The 20378-nt window shown below is 63.8% G+C and carries 17 protein-coding genes; 4 read left to right on the top strand and 13 right to left on the bottom strand.

Annotated features, from left to right (window positions below; translation table 11 throughout):
- The 13 genes from CR919_RS07160 to dnaA form a co-directional block, all read right to left on the bottom strand.
- Positions 1 to 261 (bottom strand): hypothetical protein, encoded by a 261-nt coding sequence (locus tag CR919_RS07160; protein ID WP_099819425.1) that lies wholly within the window; start codon positions 259 to 261, stop codon positions 1 to 3.
- Positions 262 to 301: 40 nt separating this feature from the next.
- Entirely contained in the window at positions 302 to 1762 is a 1461-nt protein-coding gene (gene cls / locus CR919_RS07155) for a cardiolipin synthase (RefSeq protein WP_099819424.1), read from the bottom strand.
- Between the two features lie 228 nt (positions 1763 to 1990).
- Positions 1991 to 2404, bottom strand: coding sequence for a biopolymer transporter ExbD (locus CR919_RS07150; RefSeq protein ID WP_004132666.1), 414 nt, complete (start codon positions 2402 to 2404; stop codon positions 1991 to 1993).
- Positions 2405 to 2407: 3 nt separating this feature from the next.
- Entirely contained in the window at positions 2408 to 2833 is a 426-nt protein-coding gene (locus CR919_RS07145; RefSeq protein WP_012509603.1) for a biopolymer transporter ExbD, read from the bottom strand.
- A 56-nt stretch (positions 2834 to 2889) separates the two neighbouring features.
- Entirely contained in the window at positions 2890 to 3651 is a 762-nt protein-coding gene (exbB, locus tag CR919_RS07140; RefSeq protein ID WP_025875552.1) for a TonB-system energizer ExbB, read from the bottom strand.
- 94 nt (positions 3652 to 3745) lie between these two features.
- On the bottom strand, positions 3746 to 4303 hold the full coding sequence (locus CR919_RS07135; protein WP_207761024.1) for an energy transducer TonB: 558 nt from the start codon (positions 4301 to 4303) through the stop codon (positions 3746 to 3748).
- 254 nt (positions 4304 to 4557) lie between these two features.
- The gene (locus CR919_RS07130) at positions 4558 to 5745 is read right to left on the bottom strand and encodes a tetratricopeptide repeat protein (protein WP_099819422.1); all 1188 of its coding nucleotides are present in this window, start codon (positions 5743 to 5745) and stop codon (positions 4558 to 4560) included.
- Positions 5746 to 5876: 131 nt separating this feature from the next.
- On the bottom strand, positions 5877 to 6683 hold the full coding sequence (locus tag CR919_RS07125; protein ID WP_025875555.1) for a M48 family metallopeptidase: 807 nt from the start codon (positions 6681 to 6683) through the stop codon (positions 5877 to 5879).
- Positions 6684 to 6754: 71 nt separating this feature from the next.
- Positions 6755 to 7600, bottom strand: coding sequence for a CPBP family intramembrane glutamic endopeptidase (locus tag CR919_RS07120; protein WP_099819421.1), 846 nt, complete (start codon positions 7598 to 7600; stop codon positions 6755 to 6757).
- A gap of 67 nt (positions 7601 to 7667) precedes the next feature.
- A complete protein-coding gene (gene gyrB / locus CR919_RS07115; RefSeq protein ID WP_099819420.1) occupies positions 7668 to 10127 on the bottom strand; it encodes a DNA topoisomerase (ATP-hydrolyzing) subunit B in 2460 nt (819 codons plus the stop codon).
- A 112-nt stretch (positions 10128 to 10239) separates the two neighbouring features.
- A complete protein-coding gene (gene recF, locus CR919_RS07110; RefSeq protein ID WP_099819419.1) occupies positions 10240 to 11334 on the bottom strand; it encodes a DNA replication/repair protein RecF in 1095 nt (364 codons plus the stop codon).
- A 924-nt stretch (positions 11335 to 12258) separates the two neighbouring features.
- Positions 12259 to 13359 carry a DNA polymerase III subunit beta gene (dnaN, locus tag CR919_RS07105; protein WP_005411731.1) on the bottom strand — a complete coding sequence of 367 codons (1101 nt, stop codon included), beginning with the start codon at positions 13357 to 13359 and terminating at the stop codon, positions 12259 to 12261.
- 276 nt (positions 13360 to 13635) lie between these two features.
- Complete coding sequence (gene dnaA / locus CR919_RS07100) at positions 13636 to 14967, bottom strand: chromosomal replication initiator protein DnaA (RefSeq protein WP_089241915.1); 1332 nt, start codon at positions 14965 to 14967, stop codon at positions 13636 to 13638.
- A 253-nt stretch (positions 14968 to 15220) separates the two neighbouring features.
- Here dnaA and rpmH point away from each other — a divergent pair, with 253 nt between their 5' ends.
- The 4 genes from rpmH to CR919_RS07080 all read left to right on the top strand — a co-directional run bounded on the left by rpmH (position 15221) and on the right by CR919_RS07080 (position 20376).
- Positions 15221 to 15361 (top strand): 50S ribosomal protein L34, encoded by a 141-nt coding sequence (gene rpmH, locus CR919_RS07095; protein WP_006404565.1) that lies wholly within the window; start codon positions 15221 to 15223, stop codon positions 15359 to 15361.
- Positions 15362 to 15366: 5 nt separating this feature from the next.
- A complete protein-coding gene (gene rnpA, locus CR919_RS07090; RefSeq protein ID WP_025875580.1) occupies positions 15367 to 15861 on the top strand; it encodes a ribonuclease P protein component in 495 nt (164 codons plus the stop codon).
- Complete coding sequence (yidC, locus tag CR919_RS07085; RefSeq protein ID WP_099819418.1) at positions 15861 to 17576, top strand: membrane protein insertase YidC; 1716 nt, start codon at positions 15861 to 15863, stop codon at positions 17574 to 17576. The genes rnpA and yidC overlap by 1 nt, the downstream gene beginning before the upstream one ends.
- A gap of 130 nt (positions 17577 to 17706) precedes the next feature.
- On the top strand, positions 17707 to 20376 hold the full coding sequence (locus CR919_RS07080) for a polysaccharide deacetylase family protein (protein WP_099819673.1): 2670 nt from the start codon (positions 17707 to 17709) through the stop codon (positions 20374 to 20376).
- The last annotated feature ends 2 nt before the right edge of the window (positions 20377 to 20378 follow it).

Here is a 20378-nt window from a genome sequence, read left to right as displayed (position 1 = left end):
CTACGGGGAGTGGGAGGGAGGGTCGCTGCCATCGGTCGGAGTCACCTTGGCCGGTTCGCGCAGCCGCCGCAGTTCATCGCTGTCCACCAGTGTCGCCGGATCACGCTGAAGGTCGCCAAAGCGTGCCACGTAGCGACCGCGCACCCACGCCAGCAGGAAGGCGAGGGCGGCCAGCAGGGCCAGTGACATCAGCCCCATGTTCGGTGTCTTCAGGGCAAAGGCGAAGCAGCCCAGCGCCAGCAGCAGGTACAGCCAATACATTGTCAGTCTCCCCGGGCCACCGCCGCAGTGTAGCGCTGCCTCACAGCAGCGGCGAGGCCAATCGCGCGAAGGCCTCGGGCAACCGATGCAGCCACAGCGAGCGCCCTGCCTGGTCGTGTACGCGGGTGGCGCGCTCGAACTCGGACTGCAGCAACGTGGACAGTTCCGCTACCCGGCCACGATCGCTGATCATCATCGACAGCTCGAAATTCAGGCGGAAGCTGCGGTGATCGAAGTTGGCGCTGCCGACGATGCAGACATCGTCGTCGGCGATGAACGCCTTGGTATGCAACATGCGCGGACCGTACTCGTAGATCTTCACTCCCGCATGCAGCAGTTCGTCGAAGTACGAGCGGGCGGCCTGGGTGACGAACCAGGAGTCACTCATCTTCGGCACCAGCAGGCGCACGTCCAGGCCGCCGAGCGCTGCCGACGTCAGCGCCATCCGCGCCGCCTCGCCGGGTACGAAGTAAGGAGTCACCAGCCAGACCCGCTCACGTGCTTCCTGGATGGCGGCCACATGCAGGCGGTGGATGGTCTCCCATCCCGAATCCGGGCCAGAGACCAGCACCTGCGCGTCGATCGCGCCGTCGCCGCGCAGGGCCATGTCGCTCGGCCACAGCCGGGCGATGTCGAACCGCGAGTGGTCCTGGCCACTGGCGTACAACCAGTCCTCGGCAAACACCAGCTGCAGGCTGCGCACCACGTGCCCGCGCAGGCGCATGTGCAGATCGCGATAGGCATTCGGGTTGCGGCTTTCGTCTTCGTCGTCGGTAATGTTGATGCCGCCGGTGAACGCCAGCCGGCCATCGACGATCACCAGCTTGCGGTGCGTGCGCAGGTTCAACCAGGGTCGTTTGAAAGGCTTCAGCAGCTGCCGCGGATGGAACCAGACCACTTCCGCGCCGGCATCCAGCAGCGGCTGCAGGAAGCGCTGGCGCACGGCGGAAGAACCTACCGCGTCGAGCAGCAGCCGTACCTGCACACCGGCACGGGCCCGTTCCAGCAAGGCATCGCGCAACGCGGTGCCGGCGTGGTCGGGATTGAAGATGTAGTACTCCAGATGCACGTGGTCACGTGCCTGCGCCACCGCTTCCAGCAGCGCAGCGTAGGTAGCCGCACCGTCGACCAGCCAGGTCACTTCGGTGGCGGTGCTTGGCGCCAGACCCGTCGTCGCCTGCGCGATCTTGGCCAGTTCGGTGCAGTCGGCATCGGGCGGACAGACATCGCTGTAGTGCTCCATGCCCGAGCGCGCGCGGCCGCGCCGCAGTCGCTGCCGCTTCACCTTCTGCGGCCCCAGCAGGTAGTAGATGAAGAGGCCGAGGTAGGGCAGCAGCGCCAGCGACAGGATCCAGCTCAGCGTGGCCACCGGCTCGCGCTTCTGCAGCATGATCCAGCCGGTCAGGGCGAGCAGGTACAGCAGGTAGGCCACTGCCAGGATCGTTCCCAGGTGGGCGATGCCATCAAGCCAATGGCGCACGGAATCGAAGAGGGCGAGCATCCGCCGATCATAGCGGGGACACGCACCGCTCAGAGGCATTTGTTTCCCAAGCGCGTTCCCAGCAAGACGCATCCGCGCGTGGCGTGGATCCACGTGTCGACCAAGGTCGACACCTACCAACAGCGGCGACGTAGGGTCGGCAGACCACCACCGCGGACAAAAAAAGACGCCCCTGTTTCCAGGGGCGTCTGCAGTCGCGTCATGACTGATGTATTGCGGTGTAGCGATTTACTGCTGCACGAAGCCGATCTTCTTCATCTGAGCATTCTTCGCGGCGGCCAGAACCTTGGCCATCACGTCGTACTCCGAATCCGGGCTGGCATCGATCCGCAGTTCCGGCTGGTTGGTCGGGTCACGCTGGACCTCCTGCTCCATCCGCTGCTGCAGTTCGCTTGCGTTGATCGGGCTGTTGTTCCACGAGACCTGGTTGCTGGCGTCGATCTTCAACTCGATCGGCGGCGGCGGTTCGACCAACTGCGGCGGTGGGTTGAGCACGCGCTGCGGCAGGTCCACGGCGATCGGATACGTCATGATCGGCGCGGTGACGATGAAGATGATCAGCAGCACCAGCATCACGTCCACGAGGGGCGTGACGTTGATGTCTGCCATGGGGCCTTTGCCACCACCACTACTGAATGCCATGGCTTATTGCCCCTTCTCTTTGGTCGCCACGAAGCCGACGTCCAGCATGCCCTGTTCCTGCGCGATCTTGGTCATCTCGTTGATGACACGCATCTTGGTGGTGCGGTCACCACGCAGGTTCAACGGCGGCTGCGGGGTCTGCTGGGCGGCGGTCGCCAAGCGCGACTCGAGGGTCTGCTTGTTGATCTCTTCGTCGTTCCAGTAGATCGAACCGTCTTCCTTGACTGCCAGGGTGATGGGACCCTTGCGGTCGTTGGTGTCGTCCGGCTTCTGGACCAGGTTGGCCTCCGGCAGATCCACCTTGACCTTGTGGGACATCAGCGGCGCCGTGATGATGAAGATGATCAGCAGCACCAGCATCACGTCCACGAGGGGCGTAACGTTGATGTCGGCCATGGGGCCGCCGCTGTTACCACTACTGAAAGCCATAACGGGCTCCGTCTAGATCTTGGTGACTACGTTCTCGCGGGTACAGCGCGTCGCAATTAGCGGACGCGCGAACCGGTGGCGAAGAAGTCGTGCAGGTCGTGCGCGAAGGTATCGAACTTGCTGATGGTCGCGCTGTTGATCTTGCTGAAGAAGTTGAAGGCGAACACGGCCGGGATCGCGACGAACAGACCGATGGCGGTCATGATCAGTGCTTCACCCACCGGGCCGGCAACGGCGTCGATCGAAGCGGAGCCGGTGGCACCGATCTTGATCAGCGCGCCGTAGATGCCCCACACGGTACCCAGCAGACCGACGAACGGAGCGGTTGCACCGACGGTAGCCAGCAGGGTCATGCCCGACTGCAGCTTGTTGCTTTCGCGGGTCACGGCCTGGCGCAGAGCGCGGTCGACGAACTCCGAACGGCTCAGGTTCTCACCCACGCCGCCGACAGCGCCGCCTTCAGCACGCTGGTGGTGCGCAGCAGCCTGGGCAGCGTCCAGCGCGATCTTCGAGAACGGCTCCGAAGCCGGCTGCTCTTCCATTGCACGGATGGCGTCCTGCGCGTTCGGGGTATCCCAGAACAGGCTGACGACGCGATCAGCGGCGCTCTTCAGGCGGGTAGCACGGAAGATGTTGATGACGGTCCAGTACCAGGACATGGCGGACATGACGACCAGGGTCAGCAGCACGACCCAGGAAACCGCGAAATCACCCGGCTTGGTGGTCATTTCGTGGATCAGATGCTCGAAGCCCATCTGCGACAGGGCGTTGGACGGATTGCCCCCGGCAGCAGCGGCGATGAAAATTTCCTGCAGCATGACGCTTACCTTTGTTGTGTGTGGTGATAAAGGGTGTAGCTAAGCTAAACAATCGAACTGGAGGCGAGGGTGGCCAGGCGGCCACCCGGGCGCATCAGTTCAGCGCAAAGTTGACCGGGACGCGGACGCGGCCAGCAGCCTTCTTACCGCCAGCTTCGGCGGCGTTGAAACGCCACTTGCGGGCAGCTTCCATCGCAGCACGGTCCAGATCGCGGTTACGGCTGGACTTTTCCACCGTGACATTGGTGACGTTGCCGTTGGCATCGACATCAATGATCAGGATCACTTCGCCCTGGATACCAGCGCGGAAGGCGGCCGGCGGGTAGCGCGGCGGATTCATGGCCTTCGACGAGATGTCCACGCTGGCCTCGATCGAGGTCGGCGGTGCCGGCGGTGCGGGCGGCGACGGCGGGGTGACGATATCGTTCGCGCGCGGTTCCGGCACGTCGACGACCGGCGCCTGCGGCGGCGGCGGGACGGGCGACGGCTTCGGCGGCGACAGATTCTTCACCGGCGGCGGCGGGGTGTCCTGCGGCGGCGGCGGCGGCGGCGGCGGCGGCGGCGGCGGCGGCGCGTCGACGATGGTCACCATGACGTTGCGCTCCTTCTCCGCCACGGCCTTGGGAGCCACGGCAGGAATCAGGAGCATCATGAAGGCGGCCAGATGCAGGGCGATTACAAACGCGATACCGACGATGCGAGGCCAGCTCAGCCCCTTGTCATCGGGTTGTTCGTACCGGTGAACGACTAGTTGTTCCGTCATGCGCCAAGAGCTCAATAGTGGGGCCGGAATCCCGGGGGCGGGATCCCTGATCAGCGGTGCATGACACCGCAGGAACCTCCAAGCTTATACCAATCCTGAGCGCTTGCGCATCAACTGGGCAGGCGTTCAGGCGTTATTCCTACTTACTTCAGGTTGATGATTTTCTTGGCATCCGCCTGGTTCTTCACGCCCTTCGCCAGCGCCTGCTGGGCGGCCTGCTTGGCCTCCGGGACACGACCTTCACTGTGCAAAACGCGTGCCAGATTCAGGTAGGTCTCACCGTCCTTGGAGAGCGGGGCGGCCTTCTGCCACGCGTCGATCGCCTGCGGCACCTGGTCGGAGTAGTAGTAGGACTGGGCCAGTGCCAGGTAGACCTGGTAATCCGGCTTCAGGATGCCCTTCTGCAACCCTTCGTTGATGACCGCGATGACGTCCTTTTCCTTGTTCTCGGTGTTGGCATAGATCGAGTACAGCTGCTTGTACTCGCGCTCTTCGGTGAGCTGACCGCTGCTGCGCAGCTTGTCCATCACCGCGGCGGCCTTCGGCATCTGGTCGGCCTGCATGTACATGTTGGCCAGGTTCAGCTGCGCTTTCTTGTCATTCGGGTTCTTGGCGGCCAGTGCTTCGGCAGCCTGCACGGCCTCACCGGTCTGGCCGGCTTCGGCCAGCGCGGCCATCAGCAGCTGGTTCCAGTTGTCCTTCGGCTCGGCAGCGCCGGCGATGGCCTGCTTCAGCACCGGGATCGCTTCCTGGTAGCGCTCCAGCTGGTACAGCGCCTGGCCCTTGATGATCAGCTCTTCCGGCTTGGTCGACTTGCTCTCGGCGAAGTACTTGTCCAGGGTCGCCAGGCCTTCAGCGGTCTTGTCTTCCTGGATCTGCAGCTGGCCGAGCATCAGCATGGACTGGAAGTGGCCGTTGTTGTCCAGGCCGTTGAACTGCAGCACCTGCTTCAGGTAGGCGATGGCGGCTGCGGTGTCGTCGGTCTGGTAGGCCGCCTGGGAGGCGAGCTGCGCGGCCAGCGACTTGTCGTACTCGTTGGCGCCTTCGTTGGCCAGGATCTCGTCGGCCAGCGTGCGGGTCTCCGGGAACTTTTCCTTGTTGTAGCTGTCAATCATCTTCTGCAGCTTGCTGCCCAGCTTGGCCGACGACTTCGCTGCCGGTTCCTGGCGGGTCGCGTTCGGGAACAGCACTTCGGCCTTGGCCTGCTTGCCGCCACGGTTGCCACGCTCGGACGAACGCGAGGACTGCGCGAACGCATCGGTGACCACGGCGCCGGTCAGGGCAGTGGCGATGAGGACGGAAAGCACAGCTTTGTGGTTACGGAAAATCATCGTTCACCTCGATCGAACCGCCGGTAGCGGCAAAGTCGGACTGTCAGAAAAATCTGAGCCGCCAAACGTATCAGAAACAGATGGCGTGAGAAATCGTTTTATGTGCTGCAATACAGCATGAATCTGCGCACTCAGCCACACTTTGGACGGCGTCCGGCCGCCTGGGCCTGCTGGTAGACGGGGCCGAGCGCCGGTACATCACGCTGCAACTCCCTGATCCGATTGGCTGGATCGGGATGGGTGGACAACCATTGCGGGCTGCGACCGCCACTGGCGGCCATCATGTTCTGCCACAGATCGACCGCCTGGGCAGGGTTGAATCCGGCCTCGGCCATCAATCGCTGACCGATTACGTCAGCCTCGCTCTCCTGGGTGCGTGAGCCGGGCAACAGGAACGCGGTCTGCGCCCCCATCCCGCCGAGCTGGTTGACCGTGCTGGCCGCGCCTTCGCCGCCATACGCGCCGGCCAACGCCCCCAGCACCGCCAATCCGGTCTGCGCACCCATCTGCCGGGTGATGCGCTCTTCGTGGTGGCGGGCGATCACGTGGCCGATTTCATGGCCGATCACCGCGGCCAGCTGATCCTGGTTCTTGGCGACGCTGAAGATGCCGGTGTTGACCCCGACCTTGCCGCCGGGCAGGGCGAAAGCGTTGGGTTCCTTGTCGACGAATACGGCCGTTTCCCACCGTACGCCACGGTACTGTGGTGGCAGCTGTGCAACCAGCGCGTTGACCACGCATTGCACGTAGCCGTTCTGGCGGCCGTCGCTGCTGATCTTCTCTTTCTGCTTGGTTTCGGCGAACGCCTGCGCACCCAGCTGGTCCAGCTGAGCCTGCGACACACCGCCCACCATCTGCCGACGGCCGGTGGGTGAAGTGGTGGTCGCGCAGGCGCTGACCAGAGTGGTGATGACGATGGCCAGCAGCAGTTGTTTCATGGACCCACCCCCGTGTTCAGAAGCCCAGTGTGTAACGGGTCTGCTTAATCTTTCGTCAAGCGGACAGCGCCTTACGTTGCCCCGAAAAACACCAGGGCTGCAAGCGCCACGGCATTGTTCAGTGCATGTGCGGCGATCGCCGCCCACAAGGTGCCGGTGCGGCGGTACAGCCAGCAGAATGCAGCGCCCATGCCGCCATAGACCAGCCACAGCTGTGCGATCTCGGCCGGGCCATTGGCGCTGGTACCGGGAATTTCATGGATGAGCGCGAACGCCAGGCTGCTCAGGATCATCCCCAGCCACGGCCGTCCGGCCTGCCACAGACGCCCGAACAGGACACGGCGGAACAGCAGTTCTTCGTAGGCGGGTGCAAGCACCACGGCAAACAACGTCAGAAACAGCGGAAAGCGGGCAACCGCGTTCTGCATCAGTTCGAGGTTTGTCGGCACCGGCTCGATGCCCATCTGCTTGGCCACGAAGGCGATACCGTTGCTGCCGATCACGATCGCGCTGGCAACCAGCAGGGTCCACCCCCAGGTGGAGGGGCGACGGAGTGCGTCTCGCGAACGCTGCCGTTCGGCAGCGTTGGCCGGTCGGCGCCAGAAGTACACCAGCAGCGCTGCGCCACCGGTGGCGACCAGTGCCATCAGGATCTGCCCGAGCGCACCGGGTTGGCCGAGCTGCTGGGCGACCGCTGCCGTATCAGGCGTGCCGCCGCCGGATTTGGCGCTGGCATAACCCACCACGATGCCGCGGTAGAGCCCCCAGACCAGACCACTCACCAGGCTCAACCCGAACAGGGTGACGGCGGCGATGCCCAGATCAATGAAAAAACCTGCCAGCGGCGAGGAGGCGCGGGCGGTGGCAGTTGCCGGTGGGACCGGCGGCGGAGCGGAAACCGGGGCGGAAGCGGACATCGATTACCTGCGATCAAGGGACAAAAGCCGGCGCACCTCCCCGCGCGCCGGCCATGATCCGATTGTGTCAGATATCCAGGTTGGCGACCTTCAACGCGTTGTCTTCGATGAAGTCACGACGCGGTTCGACCACATCACCCATCAGGGTACTGAAGATCTGGTCTGCGGCGACCGCATCTTCGATACGTACCTGCAGCAGGCGACGGGTATCGGGATTCACGGTGGTATCCCACAGCTGTTCCGGATTCATTTCACCCAGACCCTTGAATCGCTGGATCTGACGGCCGCGCTTGGCTTCGTCCAGCAGCCAGTTGCGGGCCTGCGCGAACGAGTCGATCTCGATCGACTTGGCGCCACGGGTGATGACCGCGCCTTCGCGGACCAGACCGTGCAGCAGCTGCGCTGCCTGGTGGATGCCGCGCAGTTCGCCGCTTTCCAGCGCGGACAGCGGCAGCACCTGGATGTGCTGTTCGCCCATGTGGCTGCGGGTCACCAGTACGGCAGCCGGACGCTGCTCGTTGGGTTCCTGCAGTTCCAGGGTGAAGCGGGCGCTGCCGAGGTTGCCCTGGTTGAGGTGCTTGGCCAGCGCGTCCAGGCCTTCGCCAGGACCTGCAGTGCGCAGGTTTTCCAGCTCCAGCGGCATGAAGTCGACCAGCGCTTCGAGCAGGTTGCGATCGTAGCGGTGGGTATTGCGGTTGATCGTGTCCTGCGCGGCGGCGTAGGCAAGCAGCAGCTTTTCCAGTGCCACGCCGTCGATCGGCGGTTCGCCGCTGGCCGGCACCAGCCCGGCATTTTCCACCGCGCTGCTGGCCAGATAGCTGTCCAGTGCCGGATCGTCCTTCAGGTACAGCTCCTGCTTGCCCTGCTTGATCTTGTACAGCGGCGGCAGGCCGATATAGACATAACCGCGCTCGATCAGCTCCGGCATCTGACGGTAGAAGAACGTCAGCAGCAGGGTGCGGATGTGCGCGCCGTCGACGTCGGCGTCGGTCATGATGATGATCTTGTGGTACCGCAGCTTGTCCGGGTTGTACTCGTCGCGACCGATGCCGGTGCCCAGCGCGGTGATCAGCGTACCCACCTGGTCGGACGCCAGCATGCGGTCGAAGCGTGCACGTTCCACGTTGAGGATCTTGCCGCGCAACGGCAGCACCGCCTGGTTCTTGCGGTTGCGGCCCTGCTTGGCCGAACCACCTGCCGAGTCACCCTCGACGATGAACAGTTCGGACAGCGCCGGATCCTTTTCCTGGCAGTCGGCCAGCTTGCCCGGCAGGCCGGCGATATCCAGCGCACCCTTGCGGCGGGTCAGGTCGCGCGCCTTGCGCGCGGCTTCGCGGGCACGGGCTGCGTCGACGATCTTGCCGGCGATGGCCTTGGCTTCGTTCGGGTTTTCCTGCAGGAACTCTTCCAGGCGCTGGCCGAACGCGCTTTCCACGGCCGGGCGCACATCCGAGCTGACCAGCTTTTCCTTGGTCTGGCTGGAGAAGCTGGGATCGGGCACCTTCACCGACAGCACCGCGATCATGCCTTCGCGCATGTCATCGCCGGTCAGGTTGATCTTGGCCTGCTTGGCGATGCCGTTCTGCTCGATGTAGTTGTTGAGCACGCGGGTCAACGCGCCACGGAAGCCGGCCAGGTGGGTACCGCCGTCCTTCTGCGGAATGTTGTTGGTGAAGCAGTACATCGTCTCTTGGTAGGAGTCGGTCCACTGCAGCGCCACTTCCACGGTGATACCGTTGGATTCGCCGGTCACCGAGATCACGTTCGGGTGCAACGGCGTCTTCAACTGCGCCAGATGCTCCACGAAGCTGCGGATGCCGCCCTCGTAATGGAAGTCGTCGCGGCGGCCATCACCACGCTCATCCACCAGCACGATCTTGACACCGGAATTGAGGAAGGACAGTTCGCGCAGGCGACGGGCCAGGATGTCGTAGTGGAATTCCACGTTGTCGTGGAAAGCCTTTACCGAGGGCCAGAAGCGCAGGGTGGTGCCGCGCTTGGTGCTGGGGCCGACCTGCTTGAGCGGATGCAGTGCTGCGCCGTCGGCGTATTCCTGCTGGTAGTGGAAACCGCCCTGGTAGATATCCAGGACCAGCTTCTGCGACAGCGCGTTGACCACGCTGACACCCACGCCGTGCAGGCCGCCGGAAACCTTGTAGCTGTTGTCGTCGAACTTGCCGCCTGCGTGCAGGACCGTCATCACGACTTCGGCTGCAGACACGTCGCGGTCGAGCTTCTTGCTCATCTGCTCGTGCTTGCCCGTCGGGATGCCACGACCGTTGTCGGACACGCCTACCGAGCCATCGGCATGGATCGTCACCGAGACGTGGTCGGCATGGCCGGCGAGGGCTTCGTCGATCGAGTTGTCGACGACCTCGAACACCATGTGATGCAGGCCGGTGCCGTCATGGACATCGCCGATGTACATGCCTGGGCGCTTGCGGACAGCCTCCAGGCCTTCCAGGGCCGTAATGCTGTTGGCGTCGTAGTTGCCGTTGTTTGCCGGGGTGTTCTGTTCGTCGGTCATTGCGCTTGCCGTAGGCTCCGCAGGTCGGACACCGCTTTGAGCGATGTGCCGAGAATGAAGGGATAGCAGCCTGAATTATACCAGCCGGGGCTGAGCGGCCTTGCCGTGCCCACTATGGCACAGCCACGATCTGTGCATGTTCCACGTGGAACCGGGTGACGTCGCTCAGGGTCTCCAGTGCCGCAGGCGTTTCAGTTGCGGTGATGAAGATCTGCGCCGGCGCAGCCAACAATCGGTGCAGGACCCGGGCCTGGTGGGTGCGATCCAGCTCCGAGGCCAGATCGTCGAGCGCGATAACGGGCCACTCGCCACGCTGCTCGGCGTAATCCTCTGCCTGGGCCAGCAGACAGGCGAGGGCGGTGAGCTTGGCCTGGCCGCGTGAGAGCGCATCGCGACCTGGAATGCTGTGGAAGGCCACGCTCCAGTCCGCCCGGTGCGGGCCCAGCGAGGTATAACCCGCCTGACGGTCGCGTTCACGTGCCAGCAGCAGTGCATCTGCCAGTGGAACCTCGCTTCGGCGCCAGCCCGGGCTTAGATTCAGGCCCACAATTCCCAGCTGAGGAGCCAATGCCTCGGCCAATGCGATCGTCCGGGACTGCAACCGCTCCAGATAGTGCTGCCGACGACTGGTCAGCGGCTCTCCCGCCTCGGCCAGCTCGTGATCCCAGGTATCGAGCATCCGCGACGGCCCGCCCTGCTTGAGCAGGGCGTTGCGCTGCTTCAACGCCCGCGAATAGCGCCGCCACAGGGAAAGGAAGTCTGGTTCCACGTGGAACAGGCCCCAATCGAGGAAACGCCGGCGCGGTTCACCACCACCACTCACCAAGGCATGGCTGCCTGGTTCAAAGGTGACCACCGCCAGAGCGGCACACAGGTTTCCGAGCTGAGCGACGTCTTCGCCATCCAGACGCCCCTTCCACTCCTGCCCACTATGGCGCAGGCCCGCCTTTCGCCGCTGAGCGGGCAGATCACCGCGTTGTTCGTCCCATTCCACGAAGACTTCCAGCGCTTCATGGCCCTGACGCACCAGGCCGTCGCGTACCCGCCCGCGGAAACTCCGCCCATAGGCCATCAGATGCAGCGCTTCAAGGACGCTGGTCTTGCCAGCACCATTGTCACCGGTCAGCAGATTCACCCCTGGCTGGGGCGACAGCTCCACCGCATCGAATCGACGCAACTGATGGAGGGCAAGACGACGAATCTGCATGGGATGCGACAGACCATCCGCACATGGCGGTAGAGGGGCGGGGAATCACCCAGCTTACTGCATTGGTCAAGCCAGCCGTCATGGCTGGACGCGGTCCGCGATCAGTGAGCCCTGGCGGTGCCGGAGAACACATGTTTCACGTGATCGGGAGTGTGACTGCCAGCGAAAGACGATGGGACAGCGGCCGAAATCGTTCAAATCCAGCGGCCCGCCCAGGCTCAGGGAGCCCAGATTTCAACAATCCGGCGGCGGTTGTACGCCCACCCGGCCTGAAGGTGCGCCACGGTAACCGTCAGTACTCCGAAAATTCTTTGAAATCTGCTGACAACGGCCCTGCCAGGTTCCACAGATTTCAAGAAATTCGAAGCACCCGTTCCACGCCATCCACAGCGGGACTGTATGACTTATACACAAGGTGTGGGCGAACTGTGGATAAAAAAGGCACTTTTCCCTCGCGTCAAAACTATCCACAGGTTTCACCCCAGGCTTGATGGGCTATATACAGGGGGTTTCAGACCTATAAAGTTCTTTCAATTCAAAAACATAGCCTACTTTTACATGAAATCTGGCCCTACCATCACCACCAAGCTTTTGATTTATACCCAGATTTAGAAGCTAGGGAGGCCCCGACTTTCCGCGAACGAGGCCTGTGGACAGAGAGGTCAGCACGCAGGGCAGGTCGCTTGATCCAGGACCGCGCCCTGATCGCATCCAAGCGGACTCAGCATTCCTGAAGGACTGGAACTCCTCGCTGGATCCACCACAGCGCGGATCCCACGCAAGAGCGGGGAAGCCTGGAACCTCCCATCAACCGCAAGCCCGAAGGTGCCAGAAAGATCTGGCACCGATGCTCCACGTGGAACAAAAAAAAGACGCTCGGGAAATCCCGAGCGTCCATGTGTTCCACGTGGAACTGCGCGAAGGTCAGAGACGCAACGGCATCACCACGTGACGCGACTTCTCGCTGCTCGATTCACGTACCAGCGCCGACGAGTTGGAGTCGCGCAGCTGGATGATCACTTCTTCGTCGCGCAGCGCGGAGAGGGCATCCAGCAGATAGTTCACATTGAAGCCGATAGCCAGATCGCTGACCGTGGTGTCGGCTTCAATTTCTTCCTGGGCTTCTTCCTGCTCCGGGTTGTGCGCGCTGATCTTCAGGTTGCCCGGCGAGACTTCCACGCGGATGCCGCGGTACTTCTCGTTGGACAGGATCGCGGCACGCTGCAGCGAGGCACGCAGTGCTTCGCGGTCGACCTTCACTTCACGGTCGGCACCGATCGGAATCACTGCCTCGTAATCCGGGAAGCGACCATCGATCAGCTTCGAGGTGAAGGTGACATCGTCGCGCTTGACGCGGACGTGGCTGCGGCCGACTTCCAGCTCGATCTCGCGATCGCCGCTTTCCAGCAGGCGCTGCAGTTCGGTCACGCCCTTGCGCGGCACGATGATCTGGCGCTTGGAACCGCTGGGCTTGGCCAGATCGGTTTCGCACAGTGCCAGGCGATGACCGTCGGTCGCGACGGTGCGCAGGGCATCGCCGCGCAGATCGAACAGCAGGCCGTTGAGGTAGTAGCGCACGTCCTGCTGGGCCATTGCGAACGCGGTGCGCTCGATCAGCTCCTTCAGGGTGGCTTCGCCGATCGCAACACGCTCGGTGGCTTCCACCTCGTCCACCGACGGGAAGTCGTTGGAGGGCAGGGTGGCCAGGGTGAAGCGGCTGCGTCCTGCCTGCACGGTGATCTTGTCACCGGTCTGCGAGACGGTGATCCGGCTGCCATCGGGCAGGGCGCGGATGATCTCGAACAGCTTGCGGGCGGGAATGGTGGTTTCGCCGTCCTGGGCATCTTCAACCGCGATCCGCGACACCATCTCCACTTCCAGGTCGGTACCGGTCAGCGACAGCTGGCCGTTCTGCACCTGCACCAGGAAATTGGCCAGAACCGGAAGGGTCTGGCGGCGTTCGACCACGTTGACGACCTGTGCCAACGGCTTGAGAAAGGCTTCGCGCTGCAGTGTGAAACGCATGTGGTTCCGTGCCCCTATGCTTTAAAAAAATGTGGAATAAATCAAAAGCTTGGTGGTGCTGGTAGAGCCAGAATCGCTGGAAAACACAGCTAAGTCTTTGTAAACAAAGGGGTTTCAGGCTTCGAAACCCTCTGCATTACCAGCCCCCAAGGGGTGGGGAAAGCTGTGGATAAATCTTCCGCGAAATCCAACGGCATTTTTATCCACACCCTGTCCCGCGCTTGCTACCGGATTCTGCACCGTTTTATGCGGTGACGCCTCATCGGCGTACGTGCATCATTCGCTCAGCTTCCGGATCAGCTTGTCCCAGTCCTCGCGGAGCTTGCCGTCGGCTTCCATCAGGGTGCGGATCTGCCGGCAGGCATGCAGCACCGTGGTGTGATCGCGACCGGCAAAGGCGTCGCCGATTTCGGGCAGGCTGTGTTCGGTCAGTTCCTTGGTCAGCGCCATGGCAACCTGGCGCGGACGGGCCAGCGACCGGGTCCGACGCTTGGACAGCAGATCCTTGATCTGCAGCCCGTAGTAGTCGGCAACGGTTTTCTGGATGTTGGGAATGCTGATCGCCTGCTGCTGGGCGCGCAGCAGATCGCGCAGGGTTTCCTGGGCGAATTCGGTGGTGATCGCGCGGCCAGTGAAATTGGCGCGGGCGGTCAGGGTATTCAGCGCGCCCTCGAGGTCGCGCACATTGGAGCGCATCTTCTTGGCAATCAGGAACGCAACGTCATCTGGAATCTCGGCACCACGCTCGCGGGCTTTGGCCAGCACGATCGCAGCGCGGGTCTCGAAGTCCGGCGGCTCGATCGCGACCGACAGGCCCCAGGCAAGACGCGACTTCAGGCGCGCTTCCAGGCCTTCGACTTCGCGCGGATAGCGGTCGCAGGTCAGGATGATCTGCTGCTTGCCATCGAACAGCGCGTTGAAGGTGTGGAAGAACTCTTCCTGGGTGCGGTCCTTGCCTGCGAAGAACTGGATGTCATCGATCAGCAGCGCGTCGACCTGCTGGAACTGGCGCTTGAACTGATCCATGGTCTTTTCCTGCAAGGCCCGGATCATGGCGCTGAAGAACTGTTCCGAACGCAGGTACAGCACCTTGGCGCCCGGATTGGCCTGACGCATCGCGTTGCCGGCGGCGAACATCAGGTGGGTCTTGCCCAGGCCGGTGCCTCCGTACAACAGCAGCGGATTGTGCGCGCGGTCGCCCGGCTTCTGTGCCGCCTGGAATGCTGCGGCCAGGCCCAGCTGGTTGCTGCGGCCTTCGACGAAGTTGGCGAAGGTGTAGTGGTTGTCCAGGTTGCCGGCGAACGGGACCTGCGGCTGCACCGGCGCCTGCGCCGAATGGCTGGAAACCGGCGCGATCTGCGCGTCCACGGGCCGCGGGCGCGAGCCGATTTCAAGAAAAACGTCGCCGAAACCGGCAAAGTGGGTGACCAGCTCGCGGATCCGCGGCAGGTACAGTTCGCGCACCTGATCGACAATGAAGGCATTCGGTGCATACAGCACCAGGCTGTCAGCGCGCAGATCGGCCTGCAGCGGCTTCAACCAGGTGTGAACATCCTCGGGCGGGAACTCCGCCTCGAGTCGCTCGAGACTACGTGACCAGGCATCCATCAGCAATAATTGTCCGGTGGCCGATGCATAGGCGCGAAAAGGCGCCCAAACACAGGCCTGAAAGGGGGAAATGGATGGCTCAGCCTACCACCGAGCGCCCGCCTTCGGAATGCTTGTCCCCTACTTATTCACAAAAAGATCCACAGCTATTGCACAGCCCGGTGAATTGGCGTAGCAGACAGGGGTTGACGGGAGGGGGGACACCTCTCTAAAATTTCCGGTTCTTTCCGTCCCATTCATACGAGAGGCCCACATGGCCACCAAGCGCACCTTCCAGCCCAGCAACCTCAAGCGTAAGCGCGACCACGGCTTCCGTGCCCGTATGAAGACCGCTGACGGCCGCAAGATCCTGTCGCGTCGCCGCGCCAAGGGCCGCAAAGTCCTGAGCGCCTGATTGCCATGCCGCATCCAGCGGCAGACGCAATCCATTCGACAGTGAATACTGCAGACCCGCGCAAGCGATTCCCTCGCTCTGCGCGGGTTCGCACGCGTGCCGAATATTCAACGGTCTTCAACGGCGCCCGCCGTGTGTCCGATCCGCTGATGACCCTGCACTGGCTACCGGCTGACCGGCCGGCCAGGCTGGGTCTGGCGGTTTCCCGCAAGGTCGATCCTCACGCCGTTGGGCGTAACCGGATCAAGCGCGTCCTGCGCGACGCCTTGCGTCAGACACGAACCGACATACAGCCAGGCGACTTCGTCGTCGTGGCTCGTACTGCTGCGCGTCATGCCAGCAACGAAGATATCCGCCAGGCCTTCCTGCGCCTGTTGCGGCGCCTGCGCGCATTGCCCGCGCCGGGCGTGGACGGCACAATGCCGCCGCCTGATGGCATTGCCATTTCCTCCGTCACCGAGCCGGCACCGCGTCCCGGCCCCGCTGAGCCTGCCTGCTGATGAACCAGACCCGTGTTTTCCTGATCTTTGCCTGGCTGATGGTGGCCGTGCTGCTGTGGATGGAGTGGAGCCGTGAGAAGTCCGCCCCGACCCCGGCGCCGACGACCAGCTCGGCCCCGGCCGCCGCACAGAGCGTCCCCGGTGCAGCCCCGGGCAGCATCCCCAGCGCGCAGGTTCCCGGTGCCCCGGACCAGCCCGCTGTACAGGCCCAGGCCAGCGCCACCCCGTCCGCACAGCGCGTGACCATCACCACCGACGTGCTGCGCCTGGTGCTCGATGGTGGCCGCGTGCTCGATGCCGAACTGCTGCAGTTCCCGCAGAGCAAGGACGAAGGCAGCCCCCCGGTACGCCTGCTGACCGAAGATCCCGCGCATCCGTACAGCGCGATCAGTGGTTGGGCCAGCGAAGACAAGAACACCCCGGTGCCGGGCGTTGACGGCTTCAAACTGGTCGGTGATACCCGCGACTTCGTGCTGGCCAAGGGCCAGGACGAACTGCAGGTCCCGTTCGTGTGGACCGCCGACAACGGCGTGACCATCAAGCGCACCCTGATCGTGGGCCGCAACGAGTATGCGATCCGCTTCAAGGACGAAGTCAGCAACGCTGGCGCCGCGCCGTGGAACGGCTACGTCTACCGCACCCTGGACCGCACCCCGACCATCCTGTCGCGGAGCATGACCAACCCGGACTCGTTCAGCTTCAACGGTGCCACCTGGTACGACAACGACAAGAAGTACCAGCGTCGTGCGTTCAAGGATTACCTGGACGATGGCGCGCTCAACCAGAACATCACCGGTGGCTGGCTGGCGATGCTGCAGCACCACTTCTTCACCGCCTGGATCCCGCAGAAGGACCAGACCGCACACTACGTGCTGTCGCAGGTGGCCGGTCGTGACCTGATCGAAGCGCGCGGCCCGGCCTTCACCGTGGCCCCGGGCCAGTCCACCAGCACCGAGGCCCGCCTGTGGGTCGGCCCGAAGCTGGTCAACCTGATCGCCAAGGAAGACGTGCCGGGTCTGGACCGTGTGGTCGACTACAGCCGCTTCTCGATGATGGCGGTGATCGGCCAGGGCCTGTTCTGGGTGCTCAACCAGGTGCACAAGCTGGTGGGCAACTGGGGCTGGGCCATCGTCGGCCTGGTGGTGCTGCTGAAGATCGTGCTGTATCCGCTGTCGGCGACGCAGTACAAGAGTGGCGCCAAGATGCGTCGCTTCCAGCCGCGCATCGCACAGCTGAAGGAACGCTATGGCGATGACCGCCAGAAGTTCCAGACCGCGATGATGGAGCTGTACAAGAAGGAAAAGATCAATCCGATGGGCGGCTGTCTGCCGATCCTCATCCAGATGCCGATCTTCTTCGCCCTGTACTGGGTGCTGGTGGAATCGGTCGAACTGCGCCAGGCGCCCTGGTTCGGCTGGATCCAGGACCTGACCGCACGCGATCCGTACTTCATCCTGCCGGTGATCAACGTGGCGGTGATGTGGTTCACCCAGAAGCTGACGCCGGCGCCGGGCATGGACCCGATGCAGCAGAAGATGATGCAGTTCATGCCGCTGGTGTTCGGCGTCATGATGGCCTTCATGCCGTCCGGTCTGGTCCTGTACTGGGTGGTCAACGGTGGCCTGGGCCTGCTGCAGCAGTGGTGGATGACCAAGCGCCACGGCAGCGATCCGGTGCCGGCCACGGCGGCCACCGCCCCGGTCAAGAAGAAGTAAGAGGTAGACGTCGACCTTGGTCGACTGCTCCCCAGGGTCGATCGACCCAGCAAAGGCCCGCCGCAAGGCGGGCTTTTCGCATGCGGCGTTAGAATCGCCGGCACACCATTCCCCATTGTTCGAGTCCGCCATGCCGCGTGCGCCGTCGTTCCGCCTGTTCCTGCCCAGCCTGCTGCTGACCCTGCTCGTGGCCGGCTGCGGCGACAAGGACGCGCAGGCACCGGCGGCGGTCACCCAGCCGAGCGCACAGGCTGCCGCTGCCGCCGACCCGGCCGCAGCACCGCTGCTGGGCGCATTGCAGAAGCAGCTCGACGGCTATCGCCGGGTCATCGTGCTGCTGGCCGATGAGGAACAGCAGTCCGCGGCCGATCGCACCACCTCCACCCGCATCGGCCAGCAGCTGTTCCACGACGGCCTGGAACAGCGCAGCGCCATTGCCGCGCAGTTCGACACGCTGCTGCGTGGTAGCAGCCCGCAGCGCTTCGCTACCCTGGGCACGGTGCTGGATTACATCGAGTCGGCACCGGAACTGTTCGATGCCGATCGCCTTGCATTCCGCGAAGTGCTGCGTGACCTGCACGAACGCATCGGCGCCGATTCCTCGTTGCCGGCGGTGAAGCTGCACCAGCGCATCGGCGAAGACCTGGAGGCGCTGGACGAGATCGAGCGCAACTACAACCAGGAACTGACCCGCATCTTCAGCCGCTTCGAGCGCACCCGTGCCATCGAACTGAAGCGCGAGAAGTGGGACGACTACATCGTGCACCTGCACAAGGACTACAGCCGCGAAGCGATCCTGCGCGACTACGGCGTGATCAAGCCGTACCCGATGTCGATGAAGGACAGCGACCGCGAGATCTTCGGCCGCGACCTGCCGCCGAAGACGGTGGTACTGACCTTCGACGATGGCCCGCACAAGGCCTATACCGATGAAGTGGTGGCCATCCTCAAGCGCTACGACGTACCGGGTGTGTTCTTCGAGGTCGGCCGCAACCTCGGCAAGGTCGAGACCGACGGCAAGGTCAGCCTTGGGCCGATGGCGAAGATCAGCCGCAACCTGATGGAAGAGGGCTACGCCGTCGGCAACCACAGCCTGACCCATGCGCAGCTGTCGCGTACCACCGGCGATGCGCTGCGCCAGCAGGTGCTGGACACCGACACCCTGCTGAAGGACGTCGACAGCAAGCGCGCGCCGCTGTTCCGCTTCCCGTACGGCGCGCGCAATGCTGAAGGCCTGCAGCTGCTGAACGAAGCGGGCCTGAAGTCGATCATGTGGAACATCGATTCGATGGACTGGGCCGACCCGGTGCCGGAATCGATCGTGCAGCGCGTGCTCGACCAGGTGAACAAGGAACAGCGCGGCATCATCCTGTTCCACGATATCCACGACCGTGCGGTGAAGGCACTGCCGCAGATCCTGGATCGGCTGATCGCCGACGGCTACCAGTTCGCCGGCTGGAATGGCCGCGACTTCAGCGTCGCTCGACCGCGCAAGGGCAGCGACCGCGATGCCACCGTCACCACCGGTTACGAAAAATCGTGGGCGATCGTGGTCGGCATCGACAACTATGCCAAGTGGCCGAAGCTGGAGTACGCCAGCCACGACGCGCAGGCGGTGGCCGATACGCTGACCGGGCAGTTCGGCTTCCCGTCCTCGCAGGTGATCGTGCTGAAGAACGAACAGGCCACCCGCAACAACATCCTGGCCGCCTTCCACGACCGGTTGTCCGATGACCGCACCGGCAGGAATGATCGCGTGTTCGTGTTCTTCGCCGGCCATGGCGCGACGCGCCAGCTCGCCTCTGGTCGTGACCTGGGCTACATCATTCCGGTCGATTCGGACCCGAAGGAATTCGCCACCGACGCCATCGCGATGACCGACATCCAGAATATCGCCGAGAGCATGCAGGCCAAGCATGTGATGTTCGTGATGGATGCCTGCTACAGCGGCCTCGGCCTGACCCGCGGCGGCCCGTCGTCGTCGTCGTTCCTGCGCGAGAACGCGCGCCGCAGCGCGCGACAGATGCTGACCGCCGGCGGCGCCGACCAGCAGGTGGCCGACGCCGGCCCCAATGGCCATTCGGTGTTCACCTGGGTGCTGCTGCAGGCATTGGCCGGCAAGGGCGATCTCAATGGCGATGGCCTGATCACCGGTACCGAGCTGGCCGCCTATGTGGCGCCGGCGGTGTCGGCGGTCTCGCAGCAGACGCCGGCGTTCGGCAGCCTGCCCGGTTCGCAGGGCGGCGAGTTCGTGTTCCAGGTGCCGGACAGCCAGGAATACCTCAACGCCGATACCCGGCAGCTGACGCCCGATGCGATCGCACTGAACAACAAGGTTGATGCCGCGCAGGATGCCAAGGGCGCCCAGGCGCCGGTGACCGTGGCCGACCTGCAGGGCGGCAAGGCCAAGCTGGTGGTGCCGACCGCCGGCCCGGCCTCCGACCGCCAGCGCGCGCAGCAGGCCAATGACCGTGGCCTGCAGCTGTACCGCGAGAAGCAGTACGACGAAGCCGCCCTCCAGTTCACCGAGGCGCTGAAGCTGCGCCCGGACTTCGCCCAGGCGGCCAACAACCTCGGCTTCGTCTACTACCGCCAGCAACGCTACGCCGAAGCGGCGCGCTGGCTGGAGAACACCTTGAAGATCGATCCGTCGCGCGCGGTGGCCCATCTCAACCTGGGCGATGCGTACTTCCACGCGGGCGACAAGGCCAAGGCGAAGCAGGCCTACACCACCTACCTGGCACTGCAGCCGCAAGGCAGTGGTGCGGCTCAGGCGCGCGCGCAGCTGGAGAAGCTCTGAGC

The organism is Stenotrophomonas sp. LMG 10879 (assembly GCF_002750935.1).
Taxonomy (GTDB): domain Bacteria; phylum Pseudomonadota; class Gammaproteobacteria; order Xanthomonadales; family Xanthomonadaceae; genus Stenotrophomonas; species Stenotrophomonas lactitubi_B.
This window is presented reverse-complemented; position numbering and strand designations above follow the sequence as displayed.